Origin of the sequence: Streptomyces sp. Mut1 (assembly GCF_030719295.1) — a bacterium.
In the GTDB taxonomy this organism is placed as follows: domain Bacteria; phylum Actinomycetota; class Actinomycetes; order Streptomycetales; family Streptomycetaceae; genus Streptomyces; species Streptomyces castrisilvae.
Genome location: NZ_CP120997.1, coordinates 3,098,459 through 3,125,108, shown reverse-complemented (window position 1 = coordinate 3,125,108; position 26,650 = coordinate 3,098,459). Strand labels below are relative to the sequence as shown.

29 protein-coding genes and 3 pseudogenes are annotated in these 26,650 nt (G+C 70.5%); 17 read left to right on the top strand and 15 right to left on the bottom strand.

All coding sequences use genetic code 11. The features are described from left to right. Positions 1-10: 10 nt before the first annotated feature. Positions 11-148: pseudogene (locus tag P8A18_RS13380) on the top strand (exodeoxyribonuclease III); the annotation flags it as partial. Between the two features lie 101 nt (positions 149-249). Here P8A18_RS13380 and P8A18_RS13375 read toward each other — a convergent pair. From P8A18_RS13375 to P8A18_RS13365, 3 genes are all read right to left on the bottom strand, one after another. Beyond that, positions 250-756, bottom strand: a complete 507-nt coding sequence (locus tag P8A18_RS13375; protein ID WP_306054485.1) for a GNAT family N-acetyltransferase — start codon at positions 754-756, stop codon at positions 250-252. A 105-nt stretch (positions 757-861) separates the two neighbouring features. Further along, a complete protein-coding gene (locus P8A18_RS13370; protein WP_306054483.1) occupies positions 862-2,001 on the bottom strand; it encodes a hypothetical protein in 1,140 nt (379 codons plus the stop codon). 132 nt (positions 2,002-2,133) lie between these two features. Next, positions 2,134-2,766 (bottom strand): MerR family transcriptional regulator, encoded by a 633-nt coding sequence (locus P8A18_RS13365; protein ID WP_306060879.1) that lies wholly within the window; start codon positions 2,764-2,766, stop codon positions 2,134-2,136. 194 nt (positions 2,767-2,960) lie between these two features. On the opposite strand from P8A18_RS13365, the gene P8A18_RS13360 reads away from it, so the two are divergent. From P8A18_RS13360 to P8A18_RS13340, 5 genes are all read left to right on the top strand, one after another. Next, positions 2,961-4,487: a flavin-containing monooxygenase gene (locus tag P8A18_RS13360; RefSeq protein ID WP_306054482.1), complete on the top strand. Its 1,527-nt coding sequence runs from the start codon at positions 2,961-2,963 to the stop codon at positions 4,485-4,487. Continuing rightward, the gene (locus tag P8A18_RS13355) at positions 4,484-5,434 is read left to right on the top strand and encodes an alpha/beta fold hydrolase (RefSeq protein WP_306054480.1); all 951 of its coding nucleotides are present in this window, start codon (positions 4,484-4,486) and stop codon (positions 5,432-5,434) included. The genes P8A18_RS13360 and P8A18_RS13355 overlap by 4 nt, the downstream gene beginning before the upstream one ends. After that, positions 5,431-6,324 carry an SDR family oxidoreductase gene (locus P8A18_RS13350; protein ID WP_018551939.1) on the top strand — a complete coding sequence of 298 codons (894 nt, stop codon included), beginning with the start codon at positions 5,431-5,433 and terminating at the stop codon, positions 6,322-6,324. Before P8A18_RS13355 ends, P8A18_RS13350 begins: the two co-directional genes overlap by 4 nt. Before the next feature lie 86 nt (positions 6,325-6,410). Next, positions 6,411-6,611 (top strand): hypothetical protein, encoded by a 201-nt coding sequence (locus tag P8A18_RS13345; RefSeq protein WP_018551940.1) that lies wholly within the window; start codon positions 6,411-6,413, stop codon positions 6,609-6,611. A 502-nt stretch (positions 6,612-7,113) separates the two neighbouring features. Continuing rightward, positions 7,114-8,421 carry an MFS transporter gene (locus P8A18_RS13340; protein ID WP_306054476.1) on the top strand — a complete coding sequence of 436 codons (1,308 nt, stop codon included), beginning with the start codon at positions 7,114-7,116 and terminating at the stop codon, positions 8,419-8,421. 190 nt (positions 8,422-8,611) lie between these two features. On the opposite strand, the gene P8A18_RS13335 is transcribed toward P8A18_RS13340, so the two are convergent. The 3 genes from P8A18_RS13335 to P8A18_RS13325 all read right to left on the bottom strand — a co-directional run bounded on the left by P8A18_RS13335 (position 8,612) and on the right by P8A18_RS13325 (position 10,999). Further along, positions 8,612-9,622, bottom strand: coding sequence for an RICIN domain-containing protein (locus tag P8A18_RS13335; protein WP_306054475.1), 1,011 nt, complete (start codon positions 9,620-9,622; stop codon positions 8,612-8,614). 272 nt (positions 9,623-9,894) lie between these two features. Beyond that, positions 9,895-10,167, bottom strand: coding sequence for a DUF397 domain-containing protein (locus tag P8A18_RS13330; RefSeq protein ID WP_306054473.1), 273 nt, complete (start codon positions 10,165-10,167; stop codon positions 9,895-9,897). Further along, positions 10,148-10,999: a helix-turn-helix domain-containing protein gene (locus tag P8A18_RS13325; RefSeq protein ID WP_306054471.1), complete on the bottom strand. Its 852-nt coding sequence runs from the start codon at positions 10,997-10,999 to the stop codon at positions 10,148-10,150. The genes P8A18_RS13330 and P8A18_RS13325 overlap by 20 nt, the downstream gene beginning before the upstream one ends. Before the next feature lie 117 nt (positions 11,000-11,116). On the opposite strand from P8A18_RS13325, the gene P8A18_RS13320 reads away from it, so the two are divergent. After that, entirely contained in the window at positions 11,117-11,326 is a 210-nt protein-coding gene (locus tag P8A18_RS13320) for a hypothetical protein (RefSeq protein ID WP_306054469.1), read from the top strand. Then, positions 11,323-11,763: an ATP-binding protein gene (locus P8A18_RS13315; RefSeq protein ID WP_306054467.1), complete on the top strand. Its 441-nt coding sequence runs from the start codon at positions 11,323-11,325 to the stop codon at positions 11,761-11,763. Before P8A18_RS13320 ends, P8A18_RS13315 begins: the two co-directional genes overlap by 4 nt. A gap of 106 nt (positions 11,764-11,869) precedes the next feature. On the opposite strand, the gene P8A18_RS13310 is transcribed toward P8A18_RS13315, so the two are convergent. Further along, positions 11,870-12,280, bottom strand: coding sequence for a hypothetical protein (locus P8A18_RS13310; RefSeq protein ID WP_158688865.1), 411 nt, complete (start codon positions 12,278-12,280; stop codon positions 11,870-11,872). A 355-nt stretch (positions 12,281-12,635) separates the two neighbouring features. On the opposite strand from P8A18_RS13310, the gene P8A18_RS13305 reads away from it, so the two are divergent. Beyond that, entirely contained in the window at positions 12,636-14,588 is a 1,953-nt protein-coding gene (locus P8A18_RS13305) for an APC family permease (RefSeq protein ID WP_306054464.1), read from the top strand. A gap of 125 nt (positions 14,589-14,713) precedes the next feature. On the opposite strand, the pseudogene P8A18_RS13300 reads toward P8A18_RS13305, so the two are convergent. Continuing rightward, positions 14,714-14,835 (bottom strand): annotated as a pseudogene (locus P8A18_RS13300) (transposase family protein); the annotation flags it as partial. 186 nt (positions 14,836-15,021) lie between these two features. On the opposite strand from P8A18_RS13300, the gene P8A18_RS13295 reads away from it, so the two are divergent. The 7 genes from P8A18_RS13295 to P8A18_RS13265 all read left to right on the top strand — a co-directional run bounded on the left by P8A18_RS13295 (position 15,022) and on the right by P8A18_RS13265 (position 19,250). Then, positions 15,022-15,300 (top strand): hypothetical protein, encoded by a 279-nt coding sequence (locus P8A18_RS13295; protein WP_306060877.1) that lies wholly within the window; start codon positions 15,022-15,024, stop codon positions 15,298-15,300. Next, positions 15,257-15,802: a DUF6879 family protein gene (locus P8A18_RS13290; protein ID WP_306054462.1), complete on the top strand. Its 546-nt coding sequence runs from the start codon at positions 15,257-15,259 to the stop codon at positions 15,800-15,802. The genes P8A18_RS13295 and P8A18_RS13290 overlap by 44 nt, the downstream gene beginning before the upstream one ends. 16 nt (positions 15,803-15,818) lie before the next feature. After that, complete coding sequence (locus P8A18_RS13285) at positions 15,819-16,667, top strand: helix-turn-helix domain-containing protein (protein ID WP_306054460.1); 849 nt, start codon at positions 15,819-15,821, stop codon at positions 16,665-16,667. A 189-nt stretch (positions 16,668-16,856) separates the two neighbouring features. Next, positions 16,857-17,258, top strand: coding sequence for a hypothetical protein (locus P8A18_RS13280; protein ID WP_306054458.1), 402 nt, complete (start codon positions 16,857-16,859; stop codon positions 17,256-17,258). An 11-nt stretch (positions 17,259-17,269) separates the two neighbouring features. Next, on the top strand, positions 17,270-17,953 hold the full coding sequence (locus tag P8A18_RS13275) for a DUF6875 domain-containing protein (protein ID WP_306054456.1): 684 nt from the start codon (positions 17,270-17,272) through the stop codon (positions 17,951-17,953). Then, positions 17,869-18,753 (top strand): protein kinase domain-containing protein, encoded by an 885-nt coding sequence (locus tag P8A18_RS13270; RefSeq protein WP_306054454.1) that lies wholly within the window; start codon positions 17,869-17,871, stop codon positions 18,751-18,753. Before P8A18_RS13275 ends, P8A18_RS13270 begins: the two co-directional genes overlap by 85 nt. Continuing rightward, positions 18,747-19,250, top strand: coding sequence for a GNAT family N-acetyltransferase (locus P8A18_RS13265; RefSeq protein WP_306054452.1), 504 nt, complete (start codon positions 18,747-18,749; stop codon positions 19,248-19,250). Before P8A18_RS13270 ends, P8A18_RS13265 begins: the two co-directional genes overlap by 7 nt. Before the next feature lie 23 nt (positions 19,251-19,273). Here P8A18_RS13265 and P8A18_RS13260 read toward each other — a convergent pair. The 3 genes and pseudogenes from P8A18_RS13260 to P8A18_RS13250 all read right to left on the bottom strand — a co-directional run. Then, positions 19,274-19,450 (bottom strand): annotated as a pseudogene (locus P8A18_RS13260) (dihydrofolate reductase family protein); the annotation flags it as partial. 32 nt (positions 19,451-19,482) lie between these two features. Beyond that, complete coding sequence (locus P8A18_RS13255) at positions 19,483-20,091, bottom strand: dihydrofolate reductase family protein (RefSeq protein ID WP_306054451.1); 609 nt, start codon at positions 20,089-20,091, stop codon at positions 19,483-19,485. 73 nt (positions 20,092-20,164) lie between these two features. Beyond that, positions 20,165-20,956 (bottom strand): polysaccharide deacetylase family protein, encoded by a 792-nt coding sequence (locus tag P8A18_RS13250; RefSeq protein WP_306054450.1) that lies wholly within the window; start codon positions 20,954-20,956, stop codon positions 20,165-20,167. A 256-nt stretch (positions 20,957-21,212) separates the two neighbouring features. On the opposite strand from P8A18_RS13250, the gene P8A18_RS13245 reads away from it, so the two are divergent. Beyond that, complete coding sequence (locus P8A18_RS13245) at positions 21,213-21,794, top strand: DinB family protein (protein ID WP_306054448.1); 582 nt, start codon at positions 21,213-21,215, stop codon at positions 21,792-21,794. A gap of 12 nt (positions 21,795-21,806) precedes the next feature. Here P8A18_RS13245 and P8A18_RS13240 read toward each other — a convergent pair whose 3' ends face one another. The 4 genes from P8A18_RS13240 to P8A18_RS13225 form a co-directional block, all read right to left on the bottom strand. Continuing rightward, on the bottom strand, positions 21,807-22,745 hold the full coding sequence (locus P8A18_RS13240; RefSeq protein ID WP_306054446.1) for a MerR family transcriptional regulator: 939 nt from the start codon (positions 22,743-22,745) through the stop codon (positions 21,807-21,809). 98 nt (positions 22,746-22,843) lie between these two features. Then, positions 22,844-24,529 (bottom strand): serine/threonine-protein kinase, encoded by a 1,686-nt coding sequence (locus P8A18_RS13235; RefSeq protein ID WP_306054444.1) that lies wholly within the window; start codon positions 24,527-24,529, stop codon positions 22,844-22,846. A 270-nt stretch (positions 24,530-24,799) separates the two neighbouring features. Continuing rightward, positions 24,800-25,189 carry a VOC family protein gene (locus P8A18_RS13230; protein ID WP_306054442.1) on the bottom strand — a complete coding sequence of 130 codons (390 nt, stop codon included), beginning with the start codon at positions 25,187-25,189 and terminating at the stop codon, positions 24,800-24,802. A gap of 191 nt (positions 25,190-25,380) precedes the next feature. Next, on the bottom strand, positions 25,381-26,616 hold the full coding sequence (locus tag P8A18_RS13225) for a beta-ketoacyl-[acyl-carrier-protein] synthase family protein (RefSeq protein ID WP_306054440.1): 1,236 nt from the start codon (positions 26,614-26,616) through the stop codon (positions 25,381-25,383). Positions 26,617-26,650 lie beyond the last annotated feature (34 nt).

Sequence of the window (26,650 nt, the reverse complement as noted above, 5' to 3'; positions counted from 1 at the left end):
CTTCATTTCAACAGGATGGTGGATCGACTACCAGGTGGCGCCCCCGGGCCTCGCCGCCCGCGCGGTGAAGGCCTGGGTCGAGCGCGCCGCCATTCACGGCGAACGCTGGAGCGACCACGCGCCCGTGACGGTGGTGTACGAGCAGTAGGGAGCGGCGGCGGCTCGCCCTCGCGGGACGGACCGGGACGACGGCCGCCCTGCCGCCGCGTGCCCGGCCGGCCCCGGCGACAGCGCCCTCGCGCCGCTACGTCACAGCGCCCGGCGCATGCAGCTCCGGGGCCACCGGTCCAGGCCCTGTGCCGCTTCGTGCTCGCGGATCTTCCGCAGCCCCGGAGTGAGCCCGCCGTCGTCCAGGAGCTGGAAACCGCAGCGCTCGTAGTAGGGGGCGTTCCAGGGGACCTCGGTGAACGTGGTGAGGGTCAGGGCCGGCGCCCCCTCGCGCGTGGCCCGGTGCGCCAGATGGTCCAGCAGTGACCGGCCGACGCCGCGGCGCGCGCTGTCCGGGTGCACCGAGACCTGTTCGACGTGGAGGTTGCCGTCGACACGGTCGGCGATCAGGTAGGCGACCGGGGCGTCGGCTTCGTCGGCCGCGACCCAGGCCAGTGCGGCCTGTTGGTAGCGGGCGAGCTCTTCGAGCGGGAGCGGCTCGTCGTCGGCGATCTCCGGCATGCCGATGTCGCGGAAGCATCGGCCCGCGGCCCGCTCGATGTCCTGGAGAAGGGGCAGCTCGTCCGGCCCCACGGCTCGCATACGCATGGGCGCATTGTTCAGGAAGGGCCGTTGCGGGGCCACCGACATATCCGCCGGACCTGGGCGGCCCCCTGCCGTACGCGGCTCACGAGCCGTGCCGGTCCCTGTGCGTCAGGCGCGGCGCCAGCGGTAGTCCGCGCCCTTGCCGTACTGGCACTTCATGAGCGTTCCGGCATCGGTGTAGCCGAGGGCTCCGGGGTTTCCGCACCAGGCCCCGGGGTGTACGCCCCGCTGCGGTCCCGGGGCGGCGGCGGGGCCGTCGCCCGCCGTGTCGTCGCCCGCCGTGTCGTCGTCGGTCGCGTCGTCGGCTTCGTCATCCGTGGGTTCGGGGCCGGGCACGCCGGTTGTGTCGTTGACGTTCTCCTCGGAGCAGCCGCCGTCGTCCGGGTCGGCGATCGTCACGAGCCACAGGTCGTCGCTCTCGTGGATGCCGTCGCCGTAGTCCTCCTGAAGGCTCAGCCGGTGATCGGGGTTGCGGCCCCAGTCGTAGCCGGCCAGGCCGTCGTCGGTTGTCAGTTCGGCGGTGCACACGGGCCAGTCGGCGAACGACGCCCGTCCCTCGTAACCGTCGCTGTACCTGTCCAGGTTCAGCGGATCGCCGGTGGCGTGGTTCCTGACGACGACGTGTCCCCTGCCGTGTTCCCGCAGCAGGGTCCACGCCTCGGCCCACGTCCTGTCCGGCAGGTCTTCGTCCGTCGCGAGCGACGGCGTACCGCTTGTCTCGTCGTCCGTCCCGGAGGGGGTGGGGCCAGAGGCGGCGGCCACGGATCGCGCGGGCTGCCCGCCATCGGCGTGCTCGGCTATGAGCGCCGTGACGGCGAACGTCAGCAGGAGCGCGAAGACGGCCAGTGCCCACTTCGCGGAGGAGGGCCAACGCGCAGAACGCGACGGGCTGTCGGCCGCAGGCGTACGCGCCGCGTGCCCGGCCGCCGGCTCCGACTCCTGGCGGGCGGGGGCGGGTGGGCGCCCTTGGCAGAGGTTGCAGCGGTATACGTCCCGGCTGATCCGGGTACGCGCGGCCCGCGTGGTGCCGCACCGGTCGCAGGCCGGTCTCGGCGGCTTCGGCCCCCCGGGGGTCTCGGGAACGTGCCACCGCTGCACGAGCCCGTTGGCCCGCTCCCTGCGCACACCCGCCGGAGGATGCCCCGCGGCGCGCGCGTGTCCGCGCACCGCCGAGGCGATCGCCACCCCCTCGGGCTGAGCGACCGTGCCGCCGCACGCCTCGCACGTCCAGCGATCCGATTCCGCCATGTGCCGCCCCCGTCCCCTACGCCTCCGGCTGCCGGCCCCGTCCCCTGCGACTCCGGCTGCTGTTCCCGTCCCCGACGCCTCCCGGCGCCGCCCCCGTCCCCGACGCCTCCCGGTGCCGCCCCCGTCCCCTGCCTACGCCTCCGGCTGCTGCTCCCGCCGCAGTCGCCGGTCCAGGGCCATCGACAGTTCCGCGTCCATCACCGCGCGGGCCAGCGGGCGGAGTTGGGGTGGTTCGGGCTCCGTGCTGTAGGCGCGGAGCACCGTGACGAAGAGGTCGGCCAGTGCCTCCGCGTGCTCGCGGACGTGGCGTCCGGTGGCCAGGACCGAGGCGAGCGGGACGCCTTCCCGTACCAGCTCGGCCGATACCTCCAGCAGGCGGCGGCTGATGTGGACGATCTCCTCGCCGTCCGTGCCGAGGTAGCCCAGCTCCAGGGCGGTCGCCAGGTTCTCCGGGGTCGACTCGTCCTGGAAGTAGTCCGCCAGCTGCTCGGGCGTGAGCCGGACCGGGACCTCCTCGGTCGGCTCGCCCAGGCCCAGGACCTCCGCCACATCGCGCCCGCTCTCGAAGGTGCGGGCCAGGTCGGCGATGCCGGTCAGGGTGTGGCCGCGCTCCAGGAGTCCGGTGATCGTGCGCAGGCGGGCCAGGTGGTGGTCGTCGTACCAGGCGATGCGGCCCTCGCGGCGGGGCGGGGAGATCAGGCCGCGCTCCCGGTAGAAACGCAGGGTCCGTACGGGGATGCCGGCTTCCTTGGCCAGCTCCTCCATGCGGTACTCGCGGTGCTCGCTTCCTTCTGCCACCCCCGCACCCTACCGGCCGCCCCGGTACGGGAGGAGCGTGTTGTACCGCCGGTAACTTTCCCGCGTCCGCCCCCTACCCATCGGTACGAAGCTGCTCTACCCTCCCAACAATGCCAGTGATTGCTGGCAGAGTCGTGTGACGTACCGCGGGAGGCGGCAGCATGGCCCAGCACGAGCATGTACGCGTGGCGGTGATCGGAAGCGGATTCGGGGGCCTCGGGGCGGCGGTCCGGCTGCGCCGCGAAGGCATCACCGATTTCGTGATCCTGGAGCGGGCCGGTTCGGTCGGCGGCACCTGGCGCGACAACAGCTATCCCGGCTGCGCCTGCGACGTACCGTCCCACCTCTACTCCTTCTCGTTCGCCCCCAACCCCGACTGGCCGCGCACCTTCTCCGGGCAGGAGCACATCCGCGCCTACCTGGAGCACGTCGCCGACACCTTCGGGCTCCGCCCGCACCTGCGCCTCGATCACGAGGTGACGCGGATGCGCTGGGACAACGACGAGCTGCACTGGGTCATCGACAGCGCGGGCGGCACCACCGTCGTCGCCGACGTCGTCGTCTCCGCGACCGGCCCGCTCTCCGACCCCAAGACGCCCGACATCCCCGGGCTCGCCGACTTCCCCGGCAAGGTCTTCCACTCCGCCCGCTGGGACCACGAGGCCGACCTCACCGGCAAGCGCGTCGCGATGATCGGAACCGGCGCCTCCGCCATCCAGATCGTCCCCGCGATCCAGCCGAAGGCCGGCAAACTCACCCTCTTCCAGCGCACCCCGCCCTGGGTCATGCCCCGCATGGACCGCGAGATCAGCGGCGCCGAGCGCTGGCTGCACCGCGCCGTCCCCGCCACCGGCACCGCCCGCCGCGGCCTGCTCTGGGGCATCCGCGAACTCCAGGTCAGCGCCTTCACCAAGCACCCCGACCAGCTCGGCCTGGTCGAGCGGATAGCCAAGTCCAACATGGCCCGCGCCATCAAGGACCCCGCCCTGCGCGCCAAGCTCACCCCCTCGTACCGCATCGGCTGCAAGCGCATCCTGCTGTCGAGCACGTACTACCCCGCCCTCGCCCAGCCCAACGTCGACGTCGTCGCCTCCGGCCTCGCCGAGGTGCGCGGCTCGACGGTCGTCGCCTCGGACGGTACGGAGACCGAGGTCGACGCGATCATCTTCGGCACCGGCTTCCACGTCACCGACATGCCGATCGCCGAGCGCGTCGTCGGCGCCGACGGCATCACGCTCGCCGAGTCCTGGAAGGACGGCATGCAGGCGCTGCGCGGCGCGAGCGCGGCCGGCTTCCCCAACTGGATGACCATCATCGGCCCCAACACCGGCCTCGGGAACTCCTCGATGATCCTCATGATCGAGGCCCAGCTGAACTACATGGCCGACTACCTGCGCCAGTTGGACGTCCTCGGCGGCAAGGTCGCCCTCGACGCCCGCCCCTCCGCCGTCAGCGCCTGGAACCGCCGCGTCCAGGACCGCATGAAGCGCACCGTCTGGAACACCGGCGGCTGCAACAGCTGGTACCTGGACGCCAACGGCCGCAACACCACCGTCTGGCCCGGCACCACCACCGAGTTCCGCAAGGTCACCCGCGACGTGGACGTCTCCGAGTACCAGGTCCTGCGGACGCCCGTACCCGCGCAGCGCAAGGCCGGCGAGGCCCTCGCCGAGGAGGTGGCCCGATGAGCCGGCCCCTCCCGGCCGCCGGACGCCGTCCCGTGCCCGCCCGCGAACTCCTCGCCGTGTCCGCCGACGGCTCCCGCATACACGTCGAGATCCACGGCCAGGACGGCGCACCCGCCGTCGTCCTCTCCCACGGCTGGACCTGCAACACCCACTTCTGGGACGCCCAGATCAAGGACCTCGCCGTCGACCACCGCGTCATCGCCTACGACCAGCGCGGCCACGGCACCTCACCCGCCGCCGCCCGCGACGGCTACAGCACCGACGCCCTCGCCGACGACCTCGAAGCGGTACTCGCCGCCACCCTCGCCCCCGGCGAGAAGGCGGTACTCGCCGGACACTCCATGGGCGGCATGACCATCATGTCCGCCTCCCGCCGCCCCGGGCTCCGCGAGCACGCCGCCGCCGTCCTCCTGTGCAGCACCGGCAGCTCCCGCCTCCTCGCCGAGTCCCGCGTCGTACCGATGCGCCCCGGCGCCGTCCGCACCCGCCTCACCCGCGCTGTACTCGGCGCCCGCGCCCCCCTCGGACCGGTCACACCGGTGTCCCGCCGGATACTCAAGTACGGGACAATGGGGGCCGGTTCGGCCCCCGATCGGGTCGACACCTGCGCCCGCATCGTGCACGAGTGCCCCCGCAAACCCCGGGTGGCCTGGGGCCACGTCCTCGCCGACCTGGATCTGGACGAGGGCGTACGGGAACTGCGCGTACCCACCGCGGTCGTCGCGGGCACGGAGGACCGGCTCACGCCGCCCGTCCACGCCCGCGCCATCGCGGCGGCGCTGCCCGACTGCCTGGGGCTGACCGAGCTGGCGGGCATGGGCCATATGACTCCGGTGGAGGCTCCGGAGGTGGTCACGGCGAAGATACGGGAACTGGTGACCGCATACCTCCCGGTTCTGCCGGAACGGGACACCACAGACGCCGAGGGCAAGGAGGAGGTCGCATGAGCGGCAGGGGAATTCTCGAAGGACAGGTCGTCGTCGTCACCGGAGCCGCCCGCGGCGTCGGCGAACTGCTCGCCCGCAAGCTCTCGGCCCGCGGCGCGATCCTCGCCCTCGTCGGCCTCGAACCGGACGAGCTGAAGAAGGTCTCCGAACGCCTCCACGGCGAAAGCGACCACTGGCACGCCGACGTCACCGACCACGAGGCCATGGCCCGCGTCGCCCAGGAGGTCAAGGCCCGCTTCGGCAAGGTCGACATCGTCGTCGCCAACGCGGGCGTCGCCACCGGCGGCCCCCTCATCGACTCCGACCCCGTCGCCTGGCGCCGGGTCATCGAGGTCAACCTCATCGGCGGCGCCGTCACCGCCCGCGCCTTCCTGCCCGTACTCATGGAGAGCCGCGGCTACTTCCTCCAGATCGCCTCCCTCGCCGCGATAACCCCGGCCCCGATGATGAGCGCCTACTGCGCCTCCAAATCGGGCGTCGAGGCCTTCGCCCACAGCCTCCGCGCCGAGGTCGGCTACCGGGGCGTGAAGGTCGGCGTCGGCTACCTCTCCTGGACCGACACCGACATGGTCCGCGGCGCCGACGAGGACGACGTCATGCGCGACCTGCGCAAGCGGCTGCCCTGGCCGGCCAACCGCACGTACCCGCTCGGCCCCGCCGTCGACCGCATCGTCGCCGGCATCGAGCGCCGCTCCGCCCATGTCTACGCCCAGTGGTGGCTGCGCGGCATGCAGTCCGTACGCGGCTACCTGCCGACCCTCATCGGCGTCGTCGGCCAGCGCGAGATGCGCCGCTTCGGCCCCCGCCTGGAAGGCGTCAGCAAGGGCCTCGTCGGCGCGGGCGGCGCCGCTGACCAGGACGAACGCTCGGCGCGTACGCAGCGTAACTGATCGACATGCGGAGCGTGGGCGGCCATGTGAATCTGGTCGAGGCCCCACCGGGGCCGTCCCCCACGCACCACATAGGAGTGAACAGCATGGGCATCGCCGACCAGTTCAAGGACAAGGCCAAGGACCTCGCCGACCAGGCGAAGAGCGCGGCGCAGGACCAGGGCCAGAAGCAGTCGAAGGACCGCAAGGGCGGCGAGGGCCGCGACAAGGCCCGCAACACGGCGGAGCAGGGCCGCGACCGTGCGCAGGGCGCTGCGGACGACATGCGGGAGCGCTTCGACCGCTGACCGGTCGACGGCTGCCATACGCGCCGAGGGGCGCGCCCGGACCACCACCGGGCGCGCCCCTTCGCGCTGCCCGGGGGGCCGCCTCGGCGGGCCCCGACGACCGCCCTTGCCTCAGCCTCAGCCGGAGATGGACGTCACCCTACGACCGACTCCTCCAGGGTCACCCCGCTTTGCTCTCGTGGGTCTGGGATCCGGCTCTGCCGGCCGTGCATGCATGAAGAGTTGCTGTTCTGACTTGCCGCGGGCGGTCAGGCCATCACGGGACTCCTGTGACCGCCCCGACATCAACCTCAGGTTGACCGGTCTCTCGCGCCCGGCTAAATTCGCACCGTGCGGCTCATGCGCCTTGACGGAGATCCCCAAAGGAATCTCCCGCGCCGGGACCCGCGACCGTAGGCGTTAACGTCAATCAACGCGTCACACCTTTCTGCCCGGAATGACACGGCAGGGGGCGGCGCGTCGATGTACGAGGGCCGTTTCCTGCCGGGAATCGGAGCCCCCGGTGGCCGACAGTGCCCCCCAGCCCACCGCGAAGACCGAGGACCCCGAGTCCGCGCCCCCCGACACCGCCCAGCGCCGCAGACGCTTCACCGTCGACACCACGCCGCTGCGGATCAAGCCCTTCCGCCGCTTGTGGTCCTCCACCGTCGTCACCGCGATCGGCAGCCAGCTCACCGCAGTCGCCGTCCCGCTCCAGATCTACGAAGACACGGGATCCTCCGCCCTCGTCGGCGTCGCCGGAGCCGTGGCACTCGTGCCGCTCATCGTCTTCGCACTGTGGGGCGGTGCCATCGCCGACCTGCGTGACCGCCGCACGCTGCTGCTCTTCAGCAACGCCGGCATCGCTGTTACCTCGCTCCTCTTCTGGGTGCAGGCCGCCCTCGGGATGCAGTCCGTCACAGTGCTCTTCGTCCTGCTCGCCTTCCAACAGGCCCTCTTCGGCATCAACTCCCCGACCCGCACCGCCTCCGTCGCACGCCTCGTCCCCGAGGCGCAACTCCCCGCCGCGACCGCGCTCACCTCCACCGTCGCGCAGTTCGGACAGATCCTCGGCCCGCTGCTCGCAGGGGCGCTCGCCCCCGTCCTCGGCATCTCGACGCTCTACCTCATAGACACGCTCGCGCTCGTCATCACGCTGCGGGCGGTGTGGAAGCTGCCGCCGCTTCCGCCGCTCAAGGTCACCGCGCGCCGCGCCCGGCTCACGGACATCTTCGACGGCTTCCGCTACCTCTGGCCGCGCAAGCTCCTTCTCGTCTCCTTCCTCGCCGACATCGCCGCGATGGTGCTCGGGATGCCACGCGCCCTCTTCCCCGAGATGGCGCACTCGTACTTCGGCGGCGACGCCGCGCTCGGCGTGCTCTACGCGGCGCTGCCCGTCGGCGCACTGTTGTGCGGCGTCTTCTCGGGGCTCTACTCACACATCCGCAGGCACGGCATGATGGTCGTTCTCTCGATCGTCGGGTGGGGCCTCGCCGTCGCGGGTCTCGGCCTCGCGCACTCGCTGTGGCTCGCGGCCCTCATGCTCGCGCTCGCGGGAGCCGCCGACATGATCTCCATGGTGTTCCGCGGCGTCATTCTCCAGTCCGAGGCCACGGACGAGATGCGCGGCCGGACACAGGGCGTCTTCACGGTCGTCGTCGCGGGCGGCCCACGCCTCGCCGACCTCCTGCACGGCACGGTGGGCGAGGTGGCGGGCGCGCGCTCGGCCACGTTCGGCGGGGGACTGCTCGTAGTCGTTGCCGTCGTGGTCCTCGCCCTCGCGGTACCGGCCTTCTGGCGGTACGCACCGGATCCCATGAAAAGCGCATGACCCGCGATCCGGAGTCCCGCTCGAAGACAAGAAGTGCATGAGCCGGCCTTCCGGACGGGACGCGGCGGCTACTGGGCAACGGCGGACACCGGGCTGACGGGAACCAGCAGTACGGATCCGAGTCCGACGACTCCGACGACTCCGACGTCGAGATGGCGGGGTAGGGGGCTCAGCGGTGCTCACGCGGCAGTCAGGCGGCGTGCCAGCGCTGGTTGTCACGGCCGTTGCACTCCCAGAGCACGATCTGCGAGCCGCTCGCCCCTCCGAAGAGATCCAGGCACTTGCCGGTGGACGCGGACAGCAGCGCCGTACCGGAAAGGCTGACGCGCTGCGCGGAAGCCCCGGTGCAGCCGCTCAGGACGACCGGAGTGCGGTCCTCGGTTCCGGTGAGCGTCGCGCAGAGTCCGCCCTGCCGCAGGCTGCCGTCGGGACCGGGACTCCAGGACTGGCCGGACGAACCGTCGCAGGCGGACGCCACGAGCTGCGACCCCGAGCCCGCGCCGGTCAGGCACTTGCCCGACGCCTCGACAGCCAGCGGGAATCCGTGGACCTCGTTCGAACCGCCGCCCTTGCCGGTGGCCGGTTTCCCGGCGCCGTCCGTCCCGGTGCCGTCCGCTTCCGACGATGCCCCGGACCCGGCGGGGTCGGTGCTCCTGCCCGGACCGGGCGTGCTCCTGGGCTCCGCGCTCGATGACGAGGAGGTGGTGGCGGACGGGGCGGCGTCGGGGGACGCCGACCCCTCCGCCGTCGAAGCCCCCGGCAGTGGCGAACGGTCCCCGGCTTCCACGGCGTCGGGTCGTACGGAACCCTCGGCAGGCGCGTCGGCCCGGCGGCTGGAGCCGTCGGAGCCCCCGCCGGCCGTAACGGCCACGCCCGCGACGACGGCAACGGCCACCACCGCGACCACCGCGGCCAGGATTCGCGCCCGTCGCGAGAACGCCCGGCGGCGACGAGGGGCGGCGGCCGGTGATATCTCATGAGCCGACTCCGCGGGCGGCTGCGCGGCGCCGGGGTCCGCGGGGCCCCGCGCCGGTGCGCTCCGGCCCGCCTCGTTCTCGGCGTTCTCGGCGCGCTGCGCCGCCATGGCGCGAGCCAGTGCGGCGCGGGCGGAATCGAGGTTCGCCGCGTCGTTGCTTCGAAGGGGCTTGACCGGCCGTGAGCTGACGGGCCTGGTGACGTTGCGCTTCGGCAGCTCTGACATGCGGCTGTGCTCCTTGAAGATGAGGTCGAGCCCCGAGGAGCGCCCTGGAACGAAGGGGCGGTCCCGTACCAGTGGACGGGGGCCTTCGGGGCGAGTTGAGGAGGGGCGGAGTGGATCAATCCTCATCCAATCGCCGCATGACCTGATAAAGGAAGGCGAACACGCCGAGGAAGGCCGTGAGTTGGCAGCGGTGTCTTCTGCGATGGGGCCAGGACCGAGAAGAGCGCGCCCGGTCGGACCGGGCGCGCTCTGTCTGCGTGGTGGCTGTTGCGTCAGGCGGCCTTGACGCTCTCGATGAAGGGTGCCCAAGCGGCGGCGCCCAGGATGAGGGCGGGCCCGTCGGGCCGCTTGGAGTCACGGACGGGGACGAGACCGGGGTGGCCGTCGGCCACTTCGAGGCAGTTACCGCCATCGCCATTGCTGTGACTGCTCTTGCGCCAGCCAGCGAAGTCCTGGGCCACTTCGAGGCAGTTGCCGCCAGAGCCGTTGCTGTAGCTGCTCTTGTGCCAGCGTGCGGCGCTGAGATCAAGGGTGGTGCTGGCCATGCCGGTACTCCTCAGCCGCCTTCTCCAGCAGGGCGAGGGACACCTCTGGCGGCAGCGCGGCGGCCCTGAAACGATCGTATGCCCTGCGGTACTGCTTAACGAGCCCCGGATCGTCGATGGTCTGACCGTGGTAAGGACCTTCGGTGTAGAGCAGCGGCGGTTCGTCATCGAAGTCCATGAGCAGCAGCGGCAGCTCACTGATGGGGCGGGTGGCCGCGTTCCACGGAAGGATCTGCACAACGACGCGACGGCTGCGCACAAAGGCGGCGATGTGATCCAGCTGCTCGGCCATCTCGGCCGGCTCCAGGAGGGGGTGGCGGATCAGCGACTCGTGCAGAACCACCCAGTACTCGGGCTTCTTGGGGTTGTCGAACAGCTTGGCCCGCTCCTGCCGGACGTCGATCTTGGCCTGCACCTCCTCCGGCGTGTCCAGAGGGTGCGTGGCCTGGATGACGGCGCGCGCATAGGCCGGTGTCTGGAGGAGTCCCGGGACCAGAGTGCCCGACCACTCGTAGATGGTCCGGGCGCGGACCTCCACCTCCGCTACGCCCGCGAAGAACGAGGCGTGCGCTCCCTGCTTGGCTCCGCGTACATCTTCACAACGGCGCCTGAAAAACCCGTCCGTCCGCAGTACGCGGTCCACATGCTGTGCAAGCTCCGGCGGCATCCGGCGGTTGCCGTGCTCGACCTCGCTCAGGAACGTGATGCTGAAGAAGCTGCCCTCTGTCAGCCCCTCCAGGGTCAGGCCCGCCTCCTCCCTCTTGAAGCGGAGCTCCTTCCCGTAGAACTGCGGGACCCCCGCCGAGCCGTCGATCTCCTTGCGTGTGGCCACCGCTGACCGCCTTTCACATGCATATCCGTGGAGCGGAATCCCCTTTCAAGGTAGAGGTCCGTGCGGCAGCGTGTGAGGTGTTCGTCACAGCAAGCAACCGAAAGGTGGACGGCCCTCATGGACCACGCCCCGTACGACATCGGCCCCGACATCGACGCACTGCGCGCGGCGCTCAAGGCGCACGAAATCACGCTGCCGTCACTCGGAGTTGACCCGCTGACGCTCGCCGGCTGGACGTCCAGGCCGCCTCTCGTCGCGCTCGGTAACTGCAACACGGAGACCGCCCGCCGGCTGGCCGAGGTGCTGCGCGAGGCGGCGGGGGGATGAGCGGGCTGCCGCTGACGTGGGAGTTCCTGGCGGTCCCCCGGGCGGTGCCGGAGGTGCGGCGGATACTGCGGGCGCGGTTCGCGGGCGACGACACGGGCGATCTCGTGGTGTGCGTCAGCGAGTTGCTGTCCAACGTGATCACGCATGTGGGGGAGCGCACGCCGGTGACGTTACGAGTGAGCGCGACGCACACGGGGCGGGTACGGGTGTCGGTGAGCGATCCCGCGCCGACCGTGTGGCCGGCGCTCCGCGAGGCGGGGCCGGAGGGTACGTCGGGGCGGGGGCTCCAGCTGGTGGACGCCGTGGCCATGCGCTGGGGCGTGGAGCAGGCCCCGTACAGCAAGACGGTGTGGTGCGAGCTGCGGGCCCCGAGAAGCCGCGCGGTTCTCCGGCCAGGCGGGGCGGGGTTGCTGAGCGGGGGAGGCGGAGCCCGCTGAGGCCGCAGTCGTCACGGCGGCCGTGGTCGTGGCCGTGGTCGTCCACGGGAAAGCCGTAACGGCCTGCCGGAGAAATCGGCAGGCCGTTACGGAAGCGAACGCGTATTCAGCTCTTCGCCTTGTACGTGGTGTGGGCGACGCTCGACGTGGGCCAGAAGTAGTCGTCCACACCCAGAATGGCGAGCGTGGCGTTTCCGGAATTCGACGCGCGGTAGGTCCATCCCTTGGTCGCCTTCACGGAAACGGTGGGCGTGGTGCAGGTCTTCGCCTTGCGGCACGCCTTTCCGTTCGACTTGAACGTCTTCCCGTTGTTCCCGGACAGCGCCACCGTGGGGCGCAGGATGAGCCCCTTCTTCTTGCACGTCATCTTGGCGTTGGCGTACACCGTGGAGCCCTTGCGCCAGAGCGTGACGGAATTGGTGCAGCCGCCGTACGCCTTCCCCTTGCCGGTCTGAGCGGCCTGGGCCGCGGTGCCGGAAGCGACGATGAGACCGAGCGCGGCAGTACCGATTGCCACGCCCTGGACGATCCGCTTCTTCAATGTACTTCCTCCCGTTTCACTGGCATCTGCCAGTGCAAAGACGACCTGACTTCTCAGGCCTCGGTGGGAGACTATGCGTGGGCGGAGCAGGCGGGCCATGGAATTGAGGGAAACGTGAGCTAATGGCCCAACTGCGTTTTCATTGACATGGGTTGGGCGCCGCGGGAAATGCCGCTCACCGCAGGGGGGAGCCGAAGGAGCAGCCCCCGGGCAGCGGGGACAGGGCCCGGCGCGGGGCCTGCGGGGGCCGGTGGGGGCCGCCGGGGGGATGTTCGCGGGCCCGGCGGCGGTGCGTGCCGCCTCCGGGGCGGCCACTGGGTCTGATGGCCGTATGACTCTCGAACGACCGATGTACCGGGTCAAGCGGCGGCTTCTCGGCAAGCCGCTCACCACCGAACGCGTCGGCGAGGAGAAGCTGAGCAACCGGACGGCCCTCGGCGTGCTCGCCTCCGACTGCATCAGCTCGTCGGCCTATGGCTCGGAGGAGATGCTGAGGGTCCTGGTGCCGGTGGTCGGGGCGGCGGCCTTCACCCTGGTGATGCCGGTGACCGGCGCGATCCTCGCGGTCCTGCTGCTCCTGACGCTCTGCTACAGCGATGTCGTCTCGATCTACACCCGGGCCGGCGGCTCCTACGTGGTGGCCCGGGAGAACTTCGGGCCGAACGTCGCGCAGGTCGCCGCCGTGGCGCTGCTCGTGGACTACATCGTCACCGTGGCCGTCCAGGTGTCGGCGGGCACGAACGCGCTGATCTCACTCGCCCATCTGGCGGGCAACGGCTGGACGGGTCTTGACCACCTCCAACTGCCGGTCTCCGTCGTGGTGATCGTGCTGCTCGCGTACGGGAACCTGCGCGGGATTCGCGAGGCGGGCAGGATGTTCGCGCTGCCCGCCTACCTCTTCATCGCCGCGATGGGCCTGGTCTTCCTCGTCGCAGGCGTGCGCGGCCTCATGGGCGGGCTGCCGCACGCCGACCTGGGGGCCGCCGGTGTCGTTCCGTCGGGCACCCCCCAGGGGGGCTGGCTCTACGGCGCGTCCCTCTTCATCGTGCTGCGCGCCTTCGCCAACGGCGGTTCGTCCCTCACGGGGCTCGAAGCGATCTCGAACGGCATCTCCGCCTTCCGTGAACCGCAGGGCCGCAACGCCCGGCGCACCCTCGTCGTCATGAGCTGCGTGCTCGCCGTTCTGGTCCTGGGCGTCTCCACGCTCGCGCACTTCACCCACGCCGTCCCGTACACCGACGGAACCCCGACCGTGATCGCACAGGAGGCGAGGCTCGCCTTCGGGAACGGGGCGGTGGCGACGGCCGGCCTGGTCTTCGTACAGCTGGCGACGGCGCTGGTCCTCTACACCGGTGCCAACACACCGTTCACCGGGTTTCCGTTCCTGGCCAGTTTCGTCGCCCAGGACCGGTTTCTGCCTCGGGTGCTGACCCGGCGCGGGCACCGGCTGGCCTTCTCCAACGGCATCGTCACGCTCGCCGCTCTCTCGCTGGCCCTGTTGCTCGTCACCGGGGCCAGCGTGGACAGGCTCGTGGCGCTCTACGCGATCGGTGTGTTCACCGCCTTCACCATGGCCGGGGCCGGCCTCACCGCGTACCACCTGCGCAGGCGCGAGCCGCTGCGCCGGCCGAAGATCGTCGTCAACGCGCTCGCTGCGGCCGTCTCCGCCGCCGTCGTGCTGATCTTCGCCGTCACGAAGTTCACCGAAGGCGCCTGGCTGGTCGTCGTGATCTTCCCGCTCGGGGTCTGGGCGCTGATCCGGATCAACCGCGAGTACCGGCGCGAGGCCGCCGCACTCGGACGGCTGCCCAAGGGCGCCGACCGGCCGCGTACGCACCACCACCAGGTGTTCGTCCTGGTCGAGACGCTGGACCTGGCCACGCTGAAGGCCCTGCGGTACGCGCACGAGCTGCGGCCCGACAACGTTCGCGCGGTGCACTTCGTCATCGACGGGGCGCATGCGGTCCGGCTGTCCGCCCGCTGGGCGTCGACCTCCGCGACCTCCGTCGAGCTGGAGTTGGTGGACTGCCCCGACCGCCGGCTGCGGCACGCGATGCGGGAACTCGCCGTCCGCACCACGGAGGGTGAGGACACGTCCCTGACCGTGCTCGTCCCCCGGCGGATGTACGCCAACGCGCTCGGCAAGCTTCTCCACCGCGGCACCGGCGAGAAGATGGCACGGACGCTGGACCAACTGCCGCACGTCGTCGTCACGATCCTGCCGTTCAACGCGTCGCACGCCATGCGGGCCCTGGAGTCGCACCACCTGCCCGACGTCGAATGAGACCGGGGGGCGGTCGTGGCCGCCCGGTCCGGGGACGGGGCGCCGCGGCCCTCCTGCGGACCACCCGAGGGCTGACGCCCGCGTACCGTGCCCGGTCCGCCGGCCGCCGGGCGTCCGGCCCGAGGAGTCAGGTCGTGGACGGACCCGGGCAGGACGGGGGACGCCCACAACAGTCGGCCGAGCGGATCGGTGAGGACCCGAACGTTCATGCCGTGACGTTGCGTTTCCCGGAGTAGTACGGGGCGTCGGTGACCACCGAGAACCACATCTGGGCGTCATGGTCGTCACTGGCCGGACGCGGCGTGCCGAGCATTCCGACGACTTCGTGCCGATCCGCAGCCCGTGCCCGCTCCCGGACGCGCCCTTGACACCGGTCGCGGCCTACGGGACGGTCTTCGCAACTACGCGCAACCCGACCCAAGGGGAGTACGTGATGACGTTACGGTTCGTCGGCATCGACCCGAACACCGGCGGCGAGGGATCACCGACGGTGTGGGTGGAAGAGGAGAGCGCGGACCTGGTCCTCCAGGGTGAGGAAGCCGATGTCCTCCTCAAGGCCCTGATCGGCTCCACCGAGTGGGTGGCCGGCCACAAGACGGGTATCCCGCCGCATGAGCGGGTGATTCGGTTTCCGTTCCGCATGGTGCAGATTCTCAAGGAGGCGTGCGATGCCGCTGAACGCGCAGCAGCTGAACACCGCGACGTTCGCTGAGCTGCTCGCCGACACCCACCACACGGCGTACCACCTGGAGATGCGCGACCTGTACTCCGTCGGCGACGAGACGGATGACTACGCCGCCTTCCTGCGCACCGGCGTCCCCAACCTCGACCCCGTCCGCTCGTTCTGGCCCCAGTGGATGCCGCTCGTGACGGACGCGGTCGCCCGCGGCGTGGTCATGCGCCGCGCACGGATCGTCTCCGAGCCGGTCACCGACTACATCCGCTACGAGCACGCCATCACGCCGCTCAACCTCCGGGCCGGAGAGGACGTGCGCTGGCTGTCCCGTCGTCGTGCTTCCGATATTCCGCTGCCCGGTAACGACTTCTGGCTTCTTGACGGCCGTCTTGTGCAGTTCCACCACTTCACCGGCACCGGCGACTGGGCATCGGACGGCAAGGAGCGCACCACCGATCCGGTCGCCGTCGCGCTGTGCCACGCCGCCTTCGAGACGGTGTGGGAGCGCGGCATCCCGCACGTGAAGTACACCGTCTAGGCCCCTGAGCACCCCCGTGACCGCATCCCCGTCGTCCAGTGCGCAGGCAGCGCGTGAGGCGCTGGCCGTACGCTTGCGGCACCTGCGCAAGGACGCCGGCCTCACCGGGAGGGACCTCTCCGCCCGGTGCGGCTGGCACCCCGCGAAGACCACCCGCATCCAGAAGGGCGACGCGCCGCCCTCCGACGCGGACATCCGCGCCTGGTGCGCGGCGTGCGACGCGGACGACCAGGCTGACGACCTCATCGCCACCGCCCGTGCCGTCGACTCCATGTATCTGGAGTGGCGCCGCCTGCACAAGGACGGGATGCGCAAGGTCCAGCAGGACTGGAACACCCTGCACGAACAGACCCGCGTCTGCCGGGCCTACGTCTCCAACGTCCCGCCCGGCTTCTTCCAGACGCCCGGCTTCGCCACCGCCCTCATGGAGCAGATCACCGCCTTCCAGGGCACCCCCAACGACGTGGCCGAAGCGGTCGCCGCCCGCGTCGCCCGCTCCCGGTTCCTCTACGAGGGCGGACACCGCTACGTCGTCCTCATGGAGGAAGCGGTCCTGCGCTACCGCACCGCCGGCTCCGAGGCGATGCGTGGCCAGCTGCGTCACCTCCTGACGGTGATGCCGCTGACCTCCGTCTCGCTGGGGATCATTCCGTTCACCGCGCAACGCACCGTGTGGCCGCTGGAGGCGTTCTACCTCCACGACGACACCACCGCCGTGGTGGAGACTTTGACGGCGGAGATCAAGGTCAAGCAGCCGCGCGAGCTCGCCGACTACGCCAAGGCGTTCACCGGCCTGGCGAAGATGGCCGTCTACGGCGACGCGGCCCGCGACCTCATCCGGGCCGCGATCGACGTCCTGGAGTGAAGTTCCGCAATTATCCGCAACCTTGTTGAGACTCGACCGGTGGCATCCGTAGCGTCGAACCCAGTGCCACGCCCGCCTCGTACGCGCACCAACGGACCCCGGGTGCGCGGCGTACGGCACCACCAGGCACCGCCCCTGTTCCCATCCGGGATGGGGCGAGCACCACTCGACACCGAGAGGGGCACCACCATGAGCACCGCAACGACCGAGCTGCGCCGGTTCCTGACCATCACCGGCCAACGCTTCAAGAACGGCCAGAGCGCACCGGAGATGTTCTCCCCGGCTGTGGACAAGGCGTGGCACGACCTGCTCGGCACCCCGGCCTACGAGGCCCTGTGCCAGGAGAGTGCCGGCCGGCCGATCCGTCACGTCGCGAACAACGGCCACGGCCCGATCGCCTGGGTCACCGCCTACGAAGAGGTGTACGGACCGCTGCCGGAGATCTGGTTCACCGACGCCCACGGCAACGTCGACCGGGACGCCATCGCCCGCTACCAGGAGAACGGCATCGTGGTCGCCGAGTGGGACTGCGGCCCCGCAGGCGGCGACGGCGACATCGTGCCCGACCAGCCGGAGACCGCCAGCCGGTGACCACCAGCCGTATGAGCGCAGCGCCCCGGCCCACCGCCGGGGCGCTGCGCCTCGTCGAGGCCGGCACCACCCGACCGCGCTCCGTGGACATCGGTGACTACGCACACCGGATGACCGCCCACTGCCCCTACCTGGCACCCTCCCTCCAACAGGGCCTGACGACCTGGACGGTTTACCGCGCAGACGGCGACGCCGAAGCCGTCCAGGCGGAGCTCTTCCACGCGGGCGCCCAAGCAGCGGAGTGGCTGCGGCCCCTACTGAGCCGGCCCCACGGCCTTCTGCGGTGCGAGAACATCGTCCTGCTGGGCGAGGTGCCCGGCATGGGGCACAGGGGCCTGCTGGCCTGGCCGCACTGGGCGCTGAAGAACCTCTACGGACCGGTCGGGGTGATGTTCGGCAAGTTCTACGCGGGCGAAGAGGAAGTCACCGCGGCCGGACACCGAATCCCGGCCGCCCCCGCTTCGTTCCTCCCTGTGCGGGCAGCCGTCCGCCGCCGCGACCCCCGCTTCCTGCACGCGACCCCCGACCTGGCCGCCGCGCTGGCCGCGGCCGACGACGACGGACGCGACGTGTTCGAGCACACCCCCACCCAGTGGAAGGACATCCGCACATGGGCCAGGGACCACCTCCCCCCACCGACGCCGTCGCCCTCCTCACCGGACACACCGGCAACCCCACCGCGATCCAGCTCCTGAGCGACCGGCGCGGCTCCCGGGTCTGGAAGGTCCAGGGCCCCGGCGGAGCGGTCGCCGTGAAGGCCAACGACCCCGATGGCGCTAACGCCCATGAGAAGGCCGCAGAGATGACTCAGGAGGACGACCACCTTCTTCGCCTCACGGCCGTCGGCGCCATCAGCCCCGATTTCCGGGCGGGCGCCGGGACGTGGGAGGGCGGCCGGTGGCTGGCCGTCAACTGGATCGACGGCGCACCCCTATGGCGGGCCCTCGCCCTCGCTCGCGGGCCCGAAGGAGACCGCGCCACGGTCCGCCCGTGGCTCGCGGGCATCGCTCGCAGCTGGACACAGCACCTTGCCCGGATGCACGCCGCCGGCTGGACTCACGCCGACGTCCAGCCCACCAACACCCTCGTCATGAACGACGGCCAGGCGGCGGTCATCGACTACGCCCTCGCCTGCGGCCCCGACGACCGCCGCCGCGTCCCGTACCGGGGAGCCCTCACCCACACCACCGCCCCCGAAATCGCCACCGCGATCCTCTCCACTCCCGCCGACACCCACATCCAGGCACACCCGGCCTCCGACATCTGGAGCCTGGGCGCCTCCCTGTTCTGGTGCTGGACCGGCCACCGCCCCGTCCCCTACGACAACGACCTCGACCGGCTGGAGAAGCTGGCCGCCATCGCCAAGGGCACCACCACCGCGCTGCGCAACGTCCGCCCGTGGCCCTTCCCCGCGTTCGAGGACGCCATCACCGCGTGCCTGGCCCCCGATCCCGCCGAACGGCCCACCGCGAAGGAGCTGACCACCGCATGGTGACCCTGCGCGCCCTGCGCCCCGACGACGCGCGCGCCCTCACCCGCGTCTACAGCGGTGCCTCCATCCGGCACACCACCGGCAAACCCCTCACGCTCGACCAGGCCCACGAGAAGATCCGCACCGCCCTCGACCGGGCCGCCGAAACCCCGCGTGCACAGTGGAGCTGGGGCATCCTCACCGCACACGAGATGATCGGCCTGATCTCCCTGCGGCGACGAACCCCCGCCATGGGCACCATCAGCTACATCCTCCGCGAAGACACCTGGGGCCACGGCTACGCCACCCAGTCCGCGCAGCAGGTCGTCTCCGTAGCCTTCACCACCGCCGGCCTCAACCGGCTGGAGGCCGCGCACCACCCCGACAACCCCGCATCCGGCCGCGTCCTGGCCAAAGCCGGGTTCACCCGTGTCGGCACATCCGACCGGCAGACCGACAACGGAACCGTCCCCTACGAGTTGTACGCCTTGGAGCACAAGCACCCCACGGCGGTGTCGTAGCTGGGCAGTCCTGCGGGCCGGATGCGCCCCGTCATGAGCGCCCCGGCCTCCTCCTGTTCCCGGCCCTTGATCTCGTACGCCTCGGGAAGAAACTCGACGTCCTTGAAGGTCCAGCCGGAGATCCGGTAGCCCGGTTCGCCGCCGGGGGCCTGGACGACGCCGTCGAGGGAGACGAAGGCGGTGGTGATGAGCGTGCGCATGGAGAACGTTCTTGGAGAGGGGCCGGCGGGGGCTACTGGTAGCTGTCGTACGTCGGCCTGCCCGTCGTGCGGTAGACCGCCAGGACCGTGCCGCCCTTCGTCGCCTTGATGCTGACCGGCTCCAGCGCGGTGGGGATCGCGCCGTCGGCGAAGAGCCGCTTGCCTGAGCCGACGATCACGGGGTGGATGGTGAGGCGGTACTCGTCGACCAGGTTCTCGCGCATCAGGGTCTGGGCGAGGTCCCCGCTGCCGACGACGCTGATGCTGCCGCCGTCGGACGCCTTGAGGGCGCGTACGGCATCGACGGTGTCACCTTCCAGGAGCGTGGAGTTCTGCCACTCGACGGAGGCCAGGGTCCGGGAGGCGACGTACTTGTGCATGCTGTTCATCCGGTCGGTGAACGGGTCGTCCGGGTCGGCGTTCGGCCAGTACGAGGCGAAGATGTCGTACGTCTTGCGGCCGAGCAGCATGGCCTCGGTGTCCTCGTACCAGCCGGCGATGGCCTCGCCGACCTCTTCGTCGGAGGCGTGCACCTGCCAGCCGCCGCACTCGAAACCGCTCTCGCGGTCCTCGTCGGTGCCACCGGGTGCCTGCATGACGCCGTCGAGGGTCAGGAACGTGGAAACGATGATCTGGCGCATGGTGCGCTCCCTTCGTCAAGAGGTAGACGGCGGGAGCGCCGGAAACTCATCGGTGGCGGTGTCCTCACGCGGTCTACCGCACGGGGAAGCCGAAGGAGTACCCCTGCTCGCGCAGCCAGGGCAGGACCTGGCCCAGCGCGGCGAGCGTCTGGGAGCGTTCGCCGCCCGCGTCGTGGAAGAGGACGGTCGGTCCGTTGGAGATCTCGCTCTTGACGGTGGCGACGATGGCGTCGACGCCGGGGTGCTCGAAGTCCTTGGTGTCGACGTTCCAGCCGAGCGGGCGCATGCCGTGCGAGGCGGCGAGCTTGCGGCTGAACGGGGTGAACGCGCCGCCGGGGGCGCGGTAGTACTGCGGCCGGACGCCGCCCGAGGCCTTGGTGATCATCCGCTCGGCGTCCAGGATCTCCTTGGTCTGGTACGCCTCGGACTTCTTGTCCATGGTCACGTCGTGCGAGACGGTGTGGTTGCAGAGGCGGTGCCCGGCCGCCACGACGTCCTTGACCAGGTTCGGGTAGGCCTGGGCCTGCGTGCCCACCATGCAGAACGTGGCCTTGACCCCCTTGTCCTTGAGCAGTTGCAGTACCTGGGGCGTCCAGGTGGGGTCCGGTCCGTCGTCGATGGTGATGTTGACGCCCCTGGCGCCCTGGTCCGAGGCGTGGGCGATGTCCTCCGCGACCTTCTCGGTCGCGGGCCGGTCGTCGTCGTGGTGGGAGGCGGACGGCGACGATATGGGCGCCGGCGACTGCTTTCCGTCGGCGGTGCCGGCCTGCGCGGTCCATACCGAGGTGGCCGCGGCCAGCGCCGTGACCCCGAGAGCCGCCGCGAGAAGCCGGCTGTGCCAAGCCCGTCCCTTGTGCTTCGCCATGTCCGCCCGCCCCTTTGTCACTTCGCCGTCGCTGCCGGTGCCGCGCCTGCCTGCCTTGCCCCCACGAGGACATACGAATGCGGCCCGGAGGATGCCTCTGTTACCGATCGCGGACAAATCTGCGGGGGACCGGCGACAAACGCGGCCGGAACCCGGCTGCGCGCGGGGCTTGCGGGTGCCGGTGTGCGGGCTCGCGGGTGCCGGTGTGCCGGGGTGGTGTGCCGGGGTGGCGCCCGTGCTGGCAGAGTCGGTAGGCATGACTGATGACTACGCGAAAGCACGCCTCCACAAGAATCTGCGGGCGGCGCGCGAGGCGGTTCTCGGGAAGCTCGACGGGCTCGGGGAGTACGACATCCGGCGGCCCCTGACGTGGACCGGGACCAACCTGCTGGGGCTGGTGAAGCACCTGTCGCTCTGGGAGGCGCGGTACTTCGGCGACGTCTTCGGCCGGCCCTTCCCGGAGCCCCTGCCCCGGTGGGACGACCCGGAGCAGGACGGCGCCGAGATGTGGGCGACCGAGCGGGAGACCCGGGAGCAGATCACCGACCGCTACCGCCGCGTCTGGGCGCACACGGACGCGACGATCGCCGCCCTCGCCCTCGACGCCCCCGGCCGTGTGCCCTGGTGGTCGAGCCCCGAGGTGAAGCTGGTCGACATCATGGTCCACCTGCTCGGCGAGACCGCCCGGCACGCGGGCCACGCCGACATCCTGCGCGAACAGCTCGACCACACGACGGGCACGACGGCCGCGTTCGCGGTCCAAAAGGACGCGGCGGCCATGGGCGCGCACCGGGCGAGGATCGAGACGGCGGCGAAGGCGGCGGCCGGGGGCGCGTAGGGCGGGGTGGGGTCACCGCGTTCGTACGCGTACGGCCTCGGTGGCCCAGTCGAGCGCGGGGGTCAGGCTCTCCGGGGCGGGCCAGTCGTTGATGACCGCGAGGAGTCGGAAGTACCGCTCCCGGCGGGGGTCGTTCACGGTCTCCAGCCGGAGCAGCAGCCGGTGGCGCAGGCCGGCGTCCTGCGCGTGGCCGTCGATGCGGGCGTAGGCGGCCACGAGGGCCGTGACGATCGGGTCGGCCGGGGGCGAGGCGGGGTCGGTGCCGGCGGCCAGGGCGGGGGCGACGAGGTCGCGGACGGTCGCGGCGAAGCCGGGGCGGGGGACCGCGGTCCCGCTCCGCGCCCGTTCGTCCGCCAGGTCCCCGAACAAGTGGTGCGCGTACGCGCGGAACTCGGGGTCCAGGGTCAGTTCGGCCCACTCGGCCCAGGCACGGGTCTGCTCGGCCTCGGGGGCGGCGGGGAGTTGGGGCGTCATCGTGCGGGCGACTCCGGTGAGCGCCGGGTCGTCGGTCGCGAGGCCGTCGAAGACCGCGCCGAGGAAGTCGTCCACGAGACGGCGGCGTTCGTCCTCGGGAAGCTGGGCGAGCTGATGCATGAGATCGGTCTCCTCGGGGGTGAGCCGGCGCTCGGCCACCGCTGTCAGCAGTGCGTGGCGCAGGCGCAGGACGCGTATCTGGATGGCCAGGGCGTCCGCGTGCGCCGCGGCGACCTCGGGGAGCGGGAGTTCCTGATCGGCCACCCTGCGGACGGTCGGCAGGTCGATCCCCAGTTCCCGCAGGGTCCGCACGAGTTCGAGGCGCGCGACGGCGTCGATGGTGTAGCGGCGGTAACCGGCCGGGGTGCGGTCGGCCGGCGTCACGATGCCGCGATCGGAGTAGAACCGAATGGTCTTGACACTGAGTCCGGTCCGCCGGGCGACTTCCCCGATCGAGTAGAGCGCGCTGCCGTCCATGGACCCAGCGTGACGTCTCCCGCTACGGGAGACTCAAGGCGGTGCGGGGGAGGGGCCGGGCGGACGGGGCCGGCCGAGGTGTCCGGGACCGGCCACTCCTAAATGGGCCAGTCGTTCCACCACTTCATGAGCGCTTCCCTGTCCTTGCTTTTGGCCGTGATCACGAAGTACTCGTCGTGTGAGTCGACGTAATAGTCATTCGTGAATGTCCAGGTGATCGTGGAGGTCTTCCATACGTTCGCGTGGGTGAACACTTCGCCGATGTTCGTTCCCTCTTTATTCTGCACCGGGCCACGGTACGGGAAATCGTTCACGTCCAGGAGTGGGAGCTTGCTCGGGTCGGCCTTCTGCTCGCCGCGCGCTCCGTCATCCTCGACTTCCTTTTCCTCGCTTTCGAGAAACGACTGGTATTCGTCTGAACCCCAGGTGAAGGAGGCGACAGTCACGGCGATCTGGTTTGCTTGGAACTCGGAGATCACCGTGCCCGGACCGTACCTGGGTTTGCACGAGAGCGTGGCATTTGCCCCGTCGATCTGATAGAGGGATTTCGCGCTCTCGCAATCTCTCAGCCCTTGGTCCACGCGCTCCTTGAGATTCATTTCGTCCTCCTTCGTGCCAGGAGGTTTTTCTGTCGATGAATCCGTTGGTGACTCTTCCGGGGGCTCTCCCGGGGAATCGGAAGCGGTCGCTCCTGCGCTCGGTCTGCTGTCCGAGGCGCGGTTCCCTTTGTCGTCGTCGCTGTTGCCGTTCCAGGGGGCGATCCAGACGGTGAGCGCTGCGACTACTGCGGCGGCGATTATCGTGGAACCTACGGCGATCCTTTTTCTCGAATTCCTGGCGGCAGGTTCTGGCGGAGGTGGAACTGTGAAATTGCCCGGCGGAATGGGTGAGGGGGGCGGTGTCGATACCGAAACCTCGGTGAACTGTCCGGGCAGCCACCCGGCCTCGGGCAGCACCTCGGTCAGGCCGAGTCGGGTGCCTACCTCCCGGCACGCGGCAACCACCTCGGTGGCTGTGGGGCGGTCGGCGGGGTTCATTGCCAAACAGCGGCCGATCAGGGGCCGCAGCGGCTCCGGGCAAGCGGTGAGGTCCGGTGCGTCATCCTGTAGATAAGGGATGGCGGCGAATAATTCTTTCTCGAAGGGGTGGAGTCCTGTCATGGCGACATGGACAGTCAATCCCAGGGAAAACACGTCAGCTGCCGACGTGGTCGGCGCATTGCCCTTGATTTGTTCGGGAGCCATGAAGGCCGGAGTGCCGATGCGGGTATTGGCGCCCGTCAGGGAATCCGAGTCGAGAGCCCGCGCGATACCGAAGTCGATCACGGACAGGGAGGTTTGTGTCAGGACGATGTTGCCGGGCTTGAGGTCACGATGGATGACGCGGGCGGTGTGGATGGTTTCCAGGGCGCTCGCAACGCCGGCCGCCACCCCCAGGCATGTTCTGAGTGGGAGTGTCCCGTGATTGGAAATAGCCTGCGCCAGGGATACGCCCGGAACGTATTCTGTGGCCAGCCAGGGCATAGGGCCTTCGGTGTTACTGTCCAATACGTTTGCGATATAACGCCCCCGCACACGTCGAGCAGCCTTAACCTCTTGTTCGAACCGCTGTCGAAATCGTGGGTCCATCGCAAGATCCGGACGCACTGTCTTGATGGCGACCGGTTGCCCGCCGCGCGTGGTCGACAGGTATACGGTCCCCATTCCGCCCGTTCCCAGGCGGCCCTGGAGCACGTACCCCGAGATAACACCCGGGTCCCCTTGATTCAGCGGATGCACCACCATGCAAATCCCTCCCCGATCTTGACATGGCTGGACGCGCCATCGTATCCAACGTTTCGTTTTCGCGAGGCGCCTTCTCGTCATGGGGCCGCGGAATCCGGGAATACGTGGGTGCGTTGAGATGCAGGATCACCCGAAATGCTCACGCGGGTGGTTGACGCGCGACACTCGCGCCGCGACTGGACCGACCGTTGTCGGAAGTCCGGTTCCGCGCCGATGTCGCGGGCACACCGGACATGTGCGGATCGTCTCGGCAGTGAACGGGCCCGGCGCTCACCGATCCGTCGGAGACAGACAGAACTCGTTGCCTTCCGGATCGGCCAGCACGATGTTGTCCGTGTGCCGGGTCCGGACGGTCGCGCCGAGAGCGGTCAGGCGTCGGATCTCCGCCTCCGGGTCCGTGGCGAGCAGGTCGAGGTGCACGCGGTTCTTCACCGTCCTGGCCTCCGGTACGAGTTGGAACCACAGGCGGGGTCCTCCGTCGGCCGGTTCCACCAGCACGGTCGGGTCGTCCTCGGTGCTGGTGATGCCTTCGGAGCGCAGGCGGGCCAGTTCCGCGTCGTCGTAGGGCGCGACGGCGTAACCGTCCAGGGCCGCCGCCCAGAAGCGGGCCGTGGCCGCGGGCCGAGCGCTGTCGAAGACGATGTCGTGGAGTCGCGCCATGCGGCCATGGTGCCCCGCGCGCGGGGGCGTTGTCGTACGGATTCCCCAGCGCGGCGGAGCGCGGCGGAACACGGCGGAACGCGGCGGATACGCGCGCCCGGGGTGTGCCCGGTCTGTCAACGGGCCTGGTTTCGGGGGCCCTTGAGCCGGATGGTGGTTGTCAGAGTGACATCGTGGTTGTCGGGGTGCCGTCAGTGGGACCCACGGCCGGTGACGACGAGTGAGACGTTCTGTCCGCCGAAGCCGAAGGAGTTGCTGAGCACGGCCTCCTGGGGCACGTCCCTTCGCTCTGTGACGACATCGAGGTCGATGTCGGGGCCGACTCCGGCCGTGGTGAGGTTGCGGGTCGGCGGGATGACGCCGTGCTCCACGCTGAGGACCGCGATGAGCGCTTCGATCGCGCCTGCCGCGCCGAAGAGATGGCCGAGCGCCGCCTTGGGGGCCGTCACGGTGGCGTGGCCGAACACCTCGCCGATCGCGTGGGCCTCGGCGACGTCGCCGACCGGGGTTCCGGTGGCGTGGGCGTTGATGTGGCTGATCCGCTCGGCAGCCAGACCGGCCCCCGTCAGGGCCTTCCGCATCGCCGATACCTGGCCGTGGCCGTCGGGAGCGGGCGCCGTGATGTGGTGGGCGTCGGCCGCGATGCCGGCGCCCGCGAGCACCGCGCGGACGCGGGCGCCCCGGGCGCCGGCGTGCTCGGCGCTTTCGAGCACCATGACGGCCGAGCCCTCGCTGAGGACGAATCCGCTGCGGTCCGCGGCGAACGGCCGGGAGGCCGAAGCGGGTTCCGCGGTGTGCCGTGACAGCGCTTGAGCCCGGGTGAAGCCGGCGACGGTGATCGGGGTGATGGCGGCCTCGGTCCCGCCCGCGATGACGATGTCCGCCTCCCCGGCGCGGATGAGCCTGGCGGCCAGGGCGATGGCTTCGGCGCCGGAGGAGCACGCCGAGACGGGCGTGTAGGTCCCGGCCCGTGCCCCGTATTCGATGCTGATCAGCGCCGCCGCCGCGTTGGGCATGAGCATGGGGACCGTACGGGGTGAGACGCGCCGGGGCCCGGACGCCTCCAGTACGTCGTCCTCCTTCAGCAGCGTACGTACGCCACCGATGCCCGTGCCGATCGCCGATGCGAGGCGGTCGGGGTCCACCTCCGGGGCGCCGGCATCGGCCCAGGCTTCGGCCGCAGCGGCCAGGGCCGCCTGCTGCGAGCGGTCGAGCCGCCTGGCCCGTACCGGCGGCAGCAGCCCGGCGGGGTCGGTCGCCATCGTCCCCCCGAGGACATCGGGAAGGCCGACACTTTCGTGACCAGGCAGAACGCCGCTGCGGATGCCGGATTCGCCGGCGAGCAGGGCGTCCCAGGTGGACGCCACGTCTGCCCCGAGCGGCGTGATCGCGCCGAGTCCGGTCACGACGACTTCAGTCCGGTGCATACCCTTCAACCTTTCTTGTATGCGATACAAGAGA

Coding starts and splice junctions, on each gene's coding strand:
- P8A18_RS13370 (WP_306054483.1), bottom strand. CDS start 2,001: ATGGCGGAATCGGATCGCTGGACGTGCGAGGCGTGCGGCGGCACGGTC.
- P8A18_RS13360 (WP_306054482.1), top strand. CDS start 2,961: ATGGCCCAGCACGAGCATGTACGCGTGGCGGTGATCGGAAGCGGATTC.
- P8A18_RS13355 (WP_306054480.1), top strand. CDS start 4,484: ATGAGCCGGCCCCTCCCGGCCGCCGGACGCCGTCCCGTGCCCGCCCGC.
- P8A18_RS13255 (WP_306054451.1), bottom strand. CDS start 20,091: ATGCGCCAGATCATCGTTTCCACGTTCCTGACCCTCGACGGCGTCATG.
- P8A18_RS13280 (WP_306054458.1), top strand. CDS start 16,857: ATGAGCACCGCAACGACCGAGCTGCGCCGGTTCCTGACCATCACCGGC.
- P8A18_RS13365 (WP_306060879.1), bottom strand. CDS start 2,766: ATGGAGGAGCTGGCCAAGGAAGCCGGCATCCCCGTACGGACCCTGCGT.
- P8A18_RS13235 (WP_306054444.1), bottom strand. CDS start 24,529: ATGGTGGTGCATCCGCTGAATCAAGGGGACCCGGGTGTTATCTCGGGG.
- P8A18_RS13270 (WP_306054454.1), top strand. CDS start 17,869: ATGGGCCAGGGACCACCTCCCCCCACCGACGCCGTCGCCCTCCTCACC.
- P8A18_RS13330 (WP_306054473.1), bottom strand. CDS start 10,167: ATGGCCAGCACCACCCTTGATCTCAGCGCCGCACGCTGGCACAAGAGC.
- P8A18_RS13315 (WP_306054467.1), top strand. CDS start 11,323: ATGAGCGGGCTGCCGCTGACGTGGGAGTTCCTGGCGGTCCCCCGGGCG.
- P8A18_RS13345 (WP_018551940.1), top strand. CDS start 6,411: ATGGGCATCGCCGACCAGTTCAAGGACAAGGCCAAGGACCTCGCCGAC.
- P8A18_RS13265 (WP_306054452.1), top strand. CDS start 18,747: ATGGTGACCCTGCGCGCCCTGCGCCCCGACGACGCGCGCGCCCTCACC.
- P8A18_RS13250 (WP_306054450.1), bottom strand. CDS start 20,956: ATGGCGAAGCACAAGGGACGGGCTTGGCACAGCCGGCTTCTCGCGGCG.
- P8A18_RS13230 (WP_306054442.1), bottom strand. CDS start 25,189: ATGGCGCGACTCCACGACATCGTCTTCGACAGCGCTCGGCCCGCGGCC.
- P8A18_RS13275 (WP_306054456.1), top strand. CDS start 17,270: ATGAGCGCAGCGCCCCGGCCCACCGCCGGGGCGCTGCGCCTCGTCGAG.
- P8A18_RS13335 (WP_306054475.1), bottom strand. CDS start 9,622: ATGTCAGAGCTGCCGAAGCGCAACGTCACCAGGCCCGTCAGCTCACGG.
- P8A18_RS13295 (WP_306060877.1), top strand. CDS start 15,022: ATGACGTTACGGTTCGTCGGCATCGACCCGAACACCGGCGGCGAGGGA.
- P8A18_RS13375 (WP_306054485.1), bottom strand. CDS start 756: ATGCGTATGCGAGCCGTGGGGCCGGACGAGCTGCCCCTTCTCCAGGAC.
- P8A18_RS13290 (WP_306054462.1), top strand. CDS start 15,257: ATGCCGCTGAACGCGCAGCAGCTGAACACCGCGACGTTCGCTGAGCTG.
- P8A18_RS13350 (WP_018551939.1), top strand. CDS start 5,431: ATGAGCGGCAGGGGAATTCTCGAAGGACAGGTCGTCGTCGTCACCGGA.
- P8A18_RS13320 (WP_306054469.1), top strand. CDS start 11,117: ATGGACCACGCCCCGTACGACATCGGCCCCGACATCGACGCACTGCGC.
- P8A18_RS13225 (WP_306054440.1), bottom strand. CDS start 26,616: ATGCACCGGACTGAAGTCGTCGTGACCGGACTCGGCGCGATCACGCCG.
- P8A18_RS13305 (WP_306054464.1), top strand. CDS start 12,636: ATGACTCTCGAACGACCGATGTACCGGGTCAAGCGGCGGCTTCTCGGC.
- P8A18_RS13240 (WP_306054446.1), bottom strand. CDS start 22,745: ATGGACGGCAGCGCGCTCTACTCGATCGGGGAAGTCGCCCGGCGGACC.
- P8A18_RS13245 (WP_306054448.1), top strand. CDS start 21,213: ATGACTGATGACTACGCGAAAGCACGCCTCCACAAGAATCTGCGGGCG.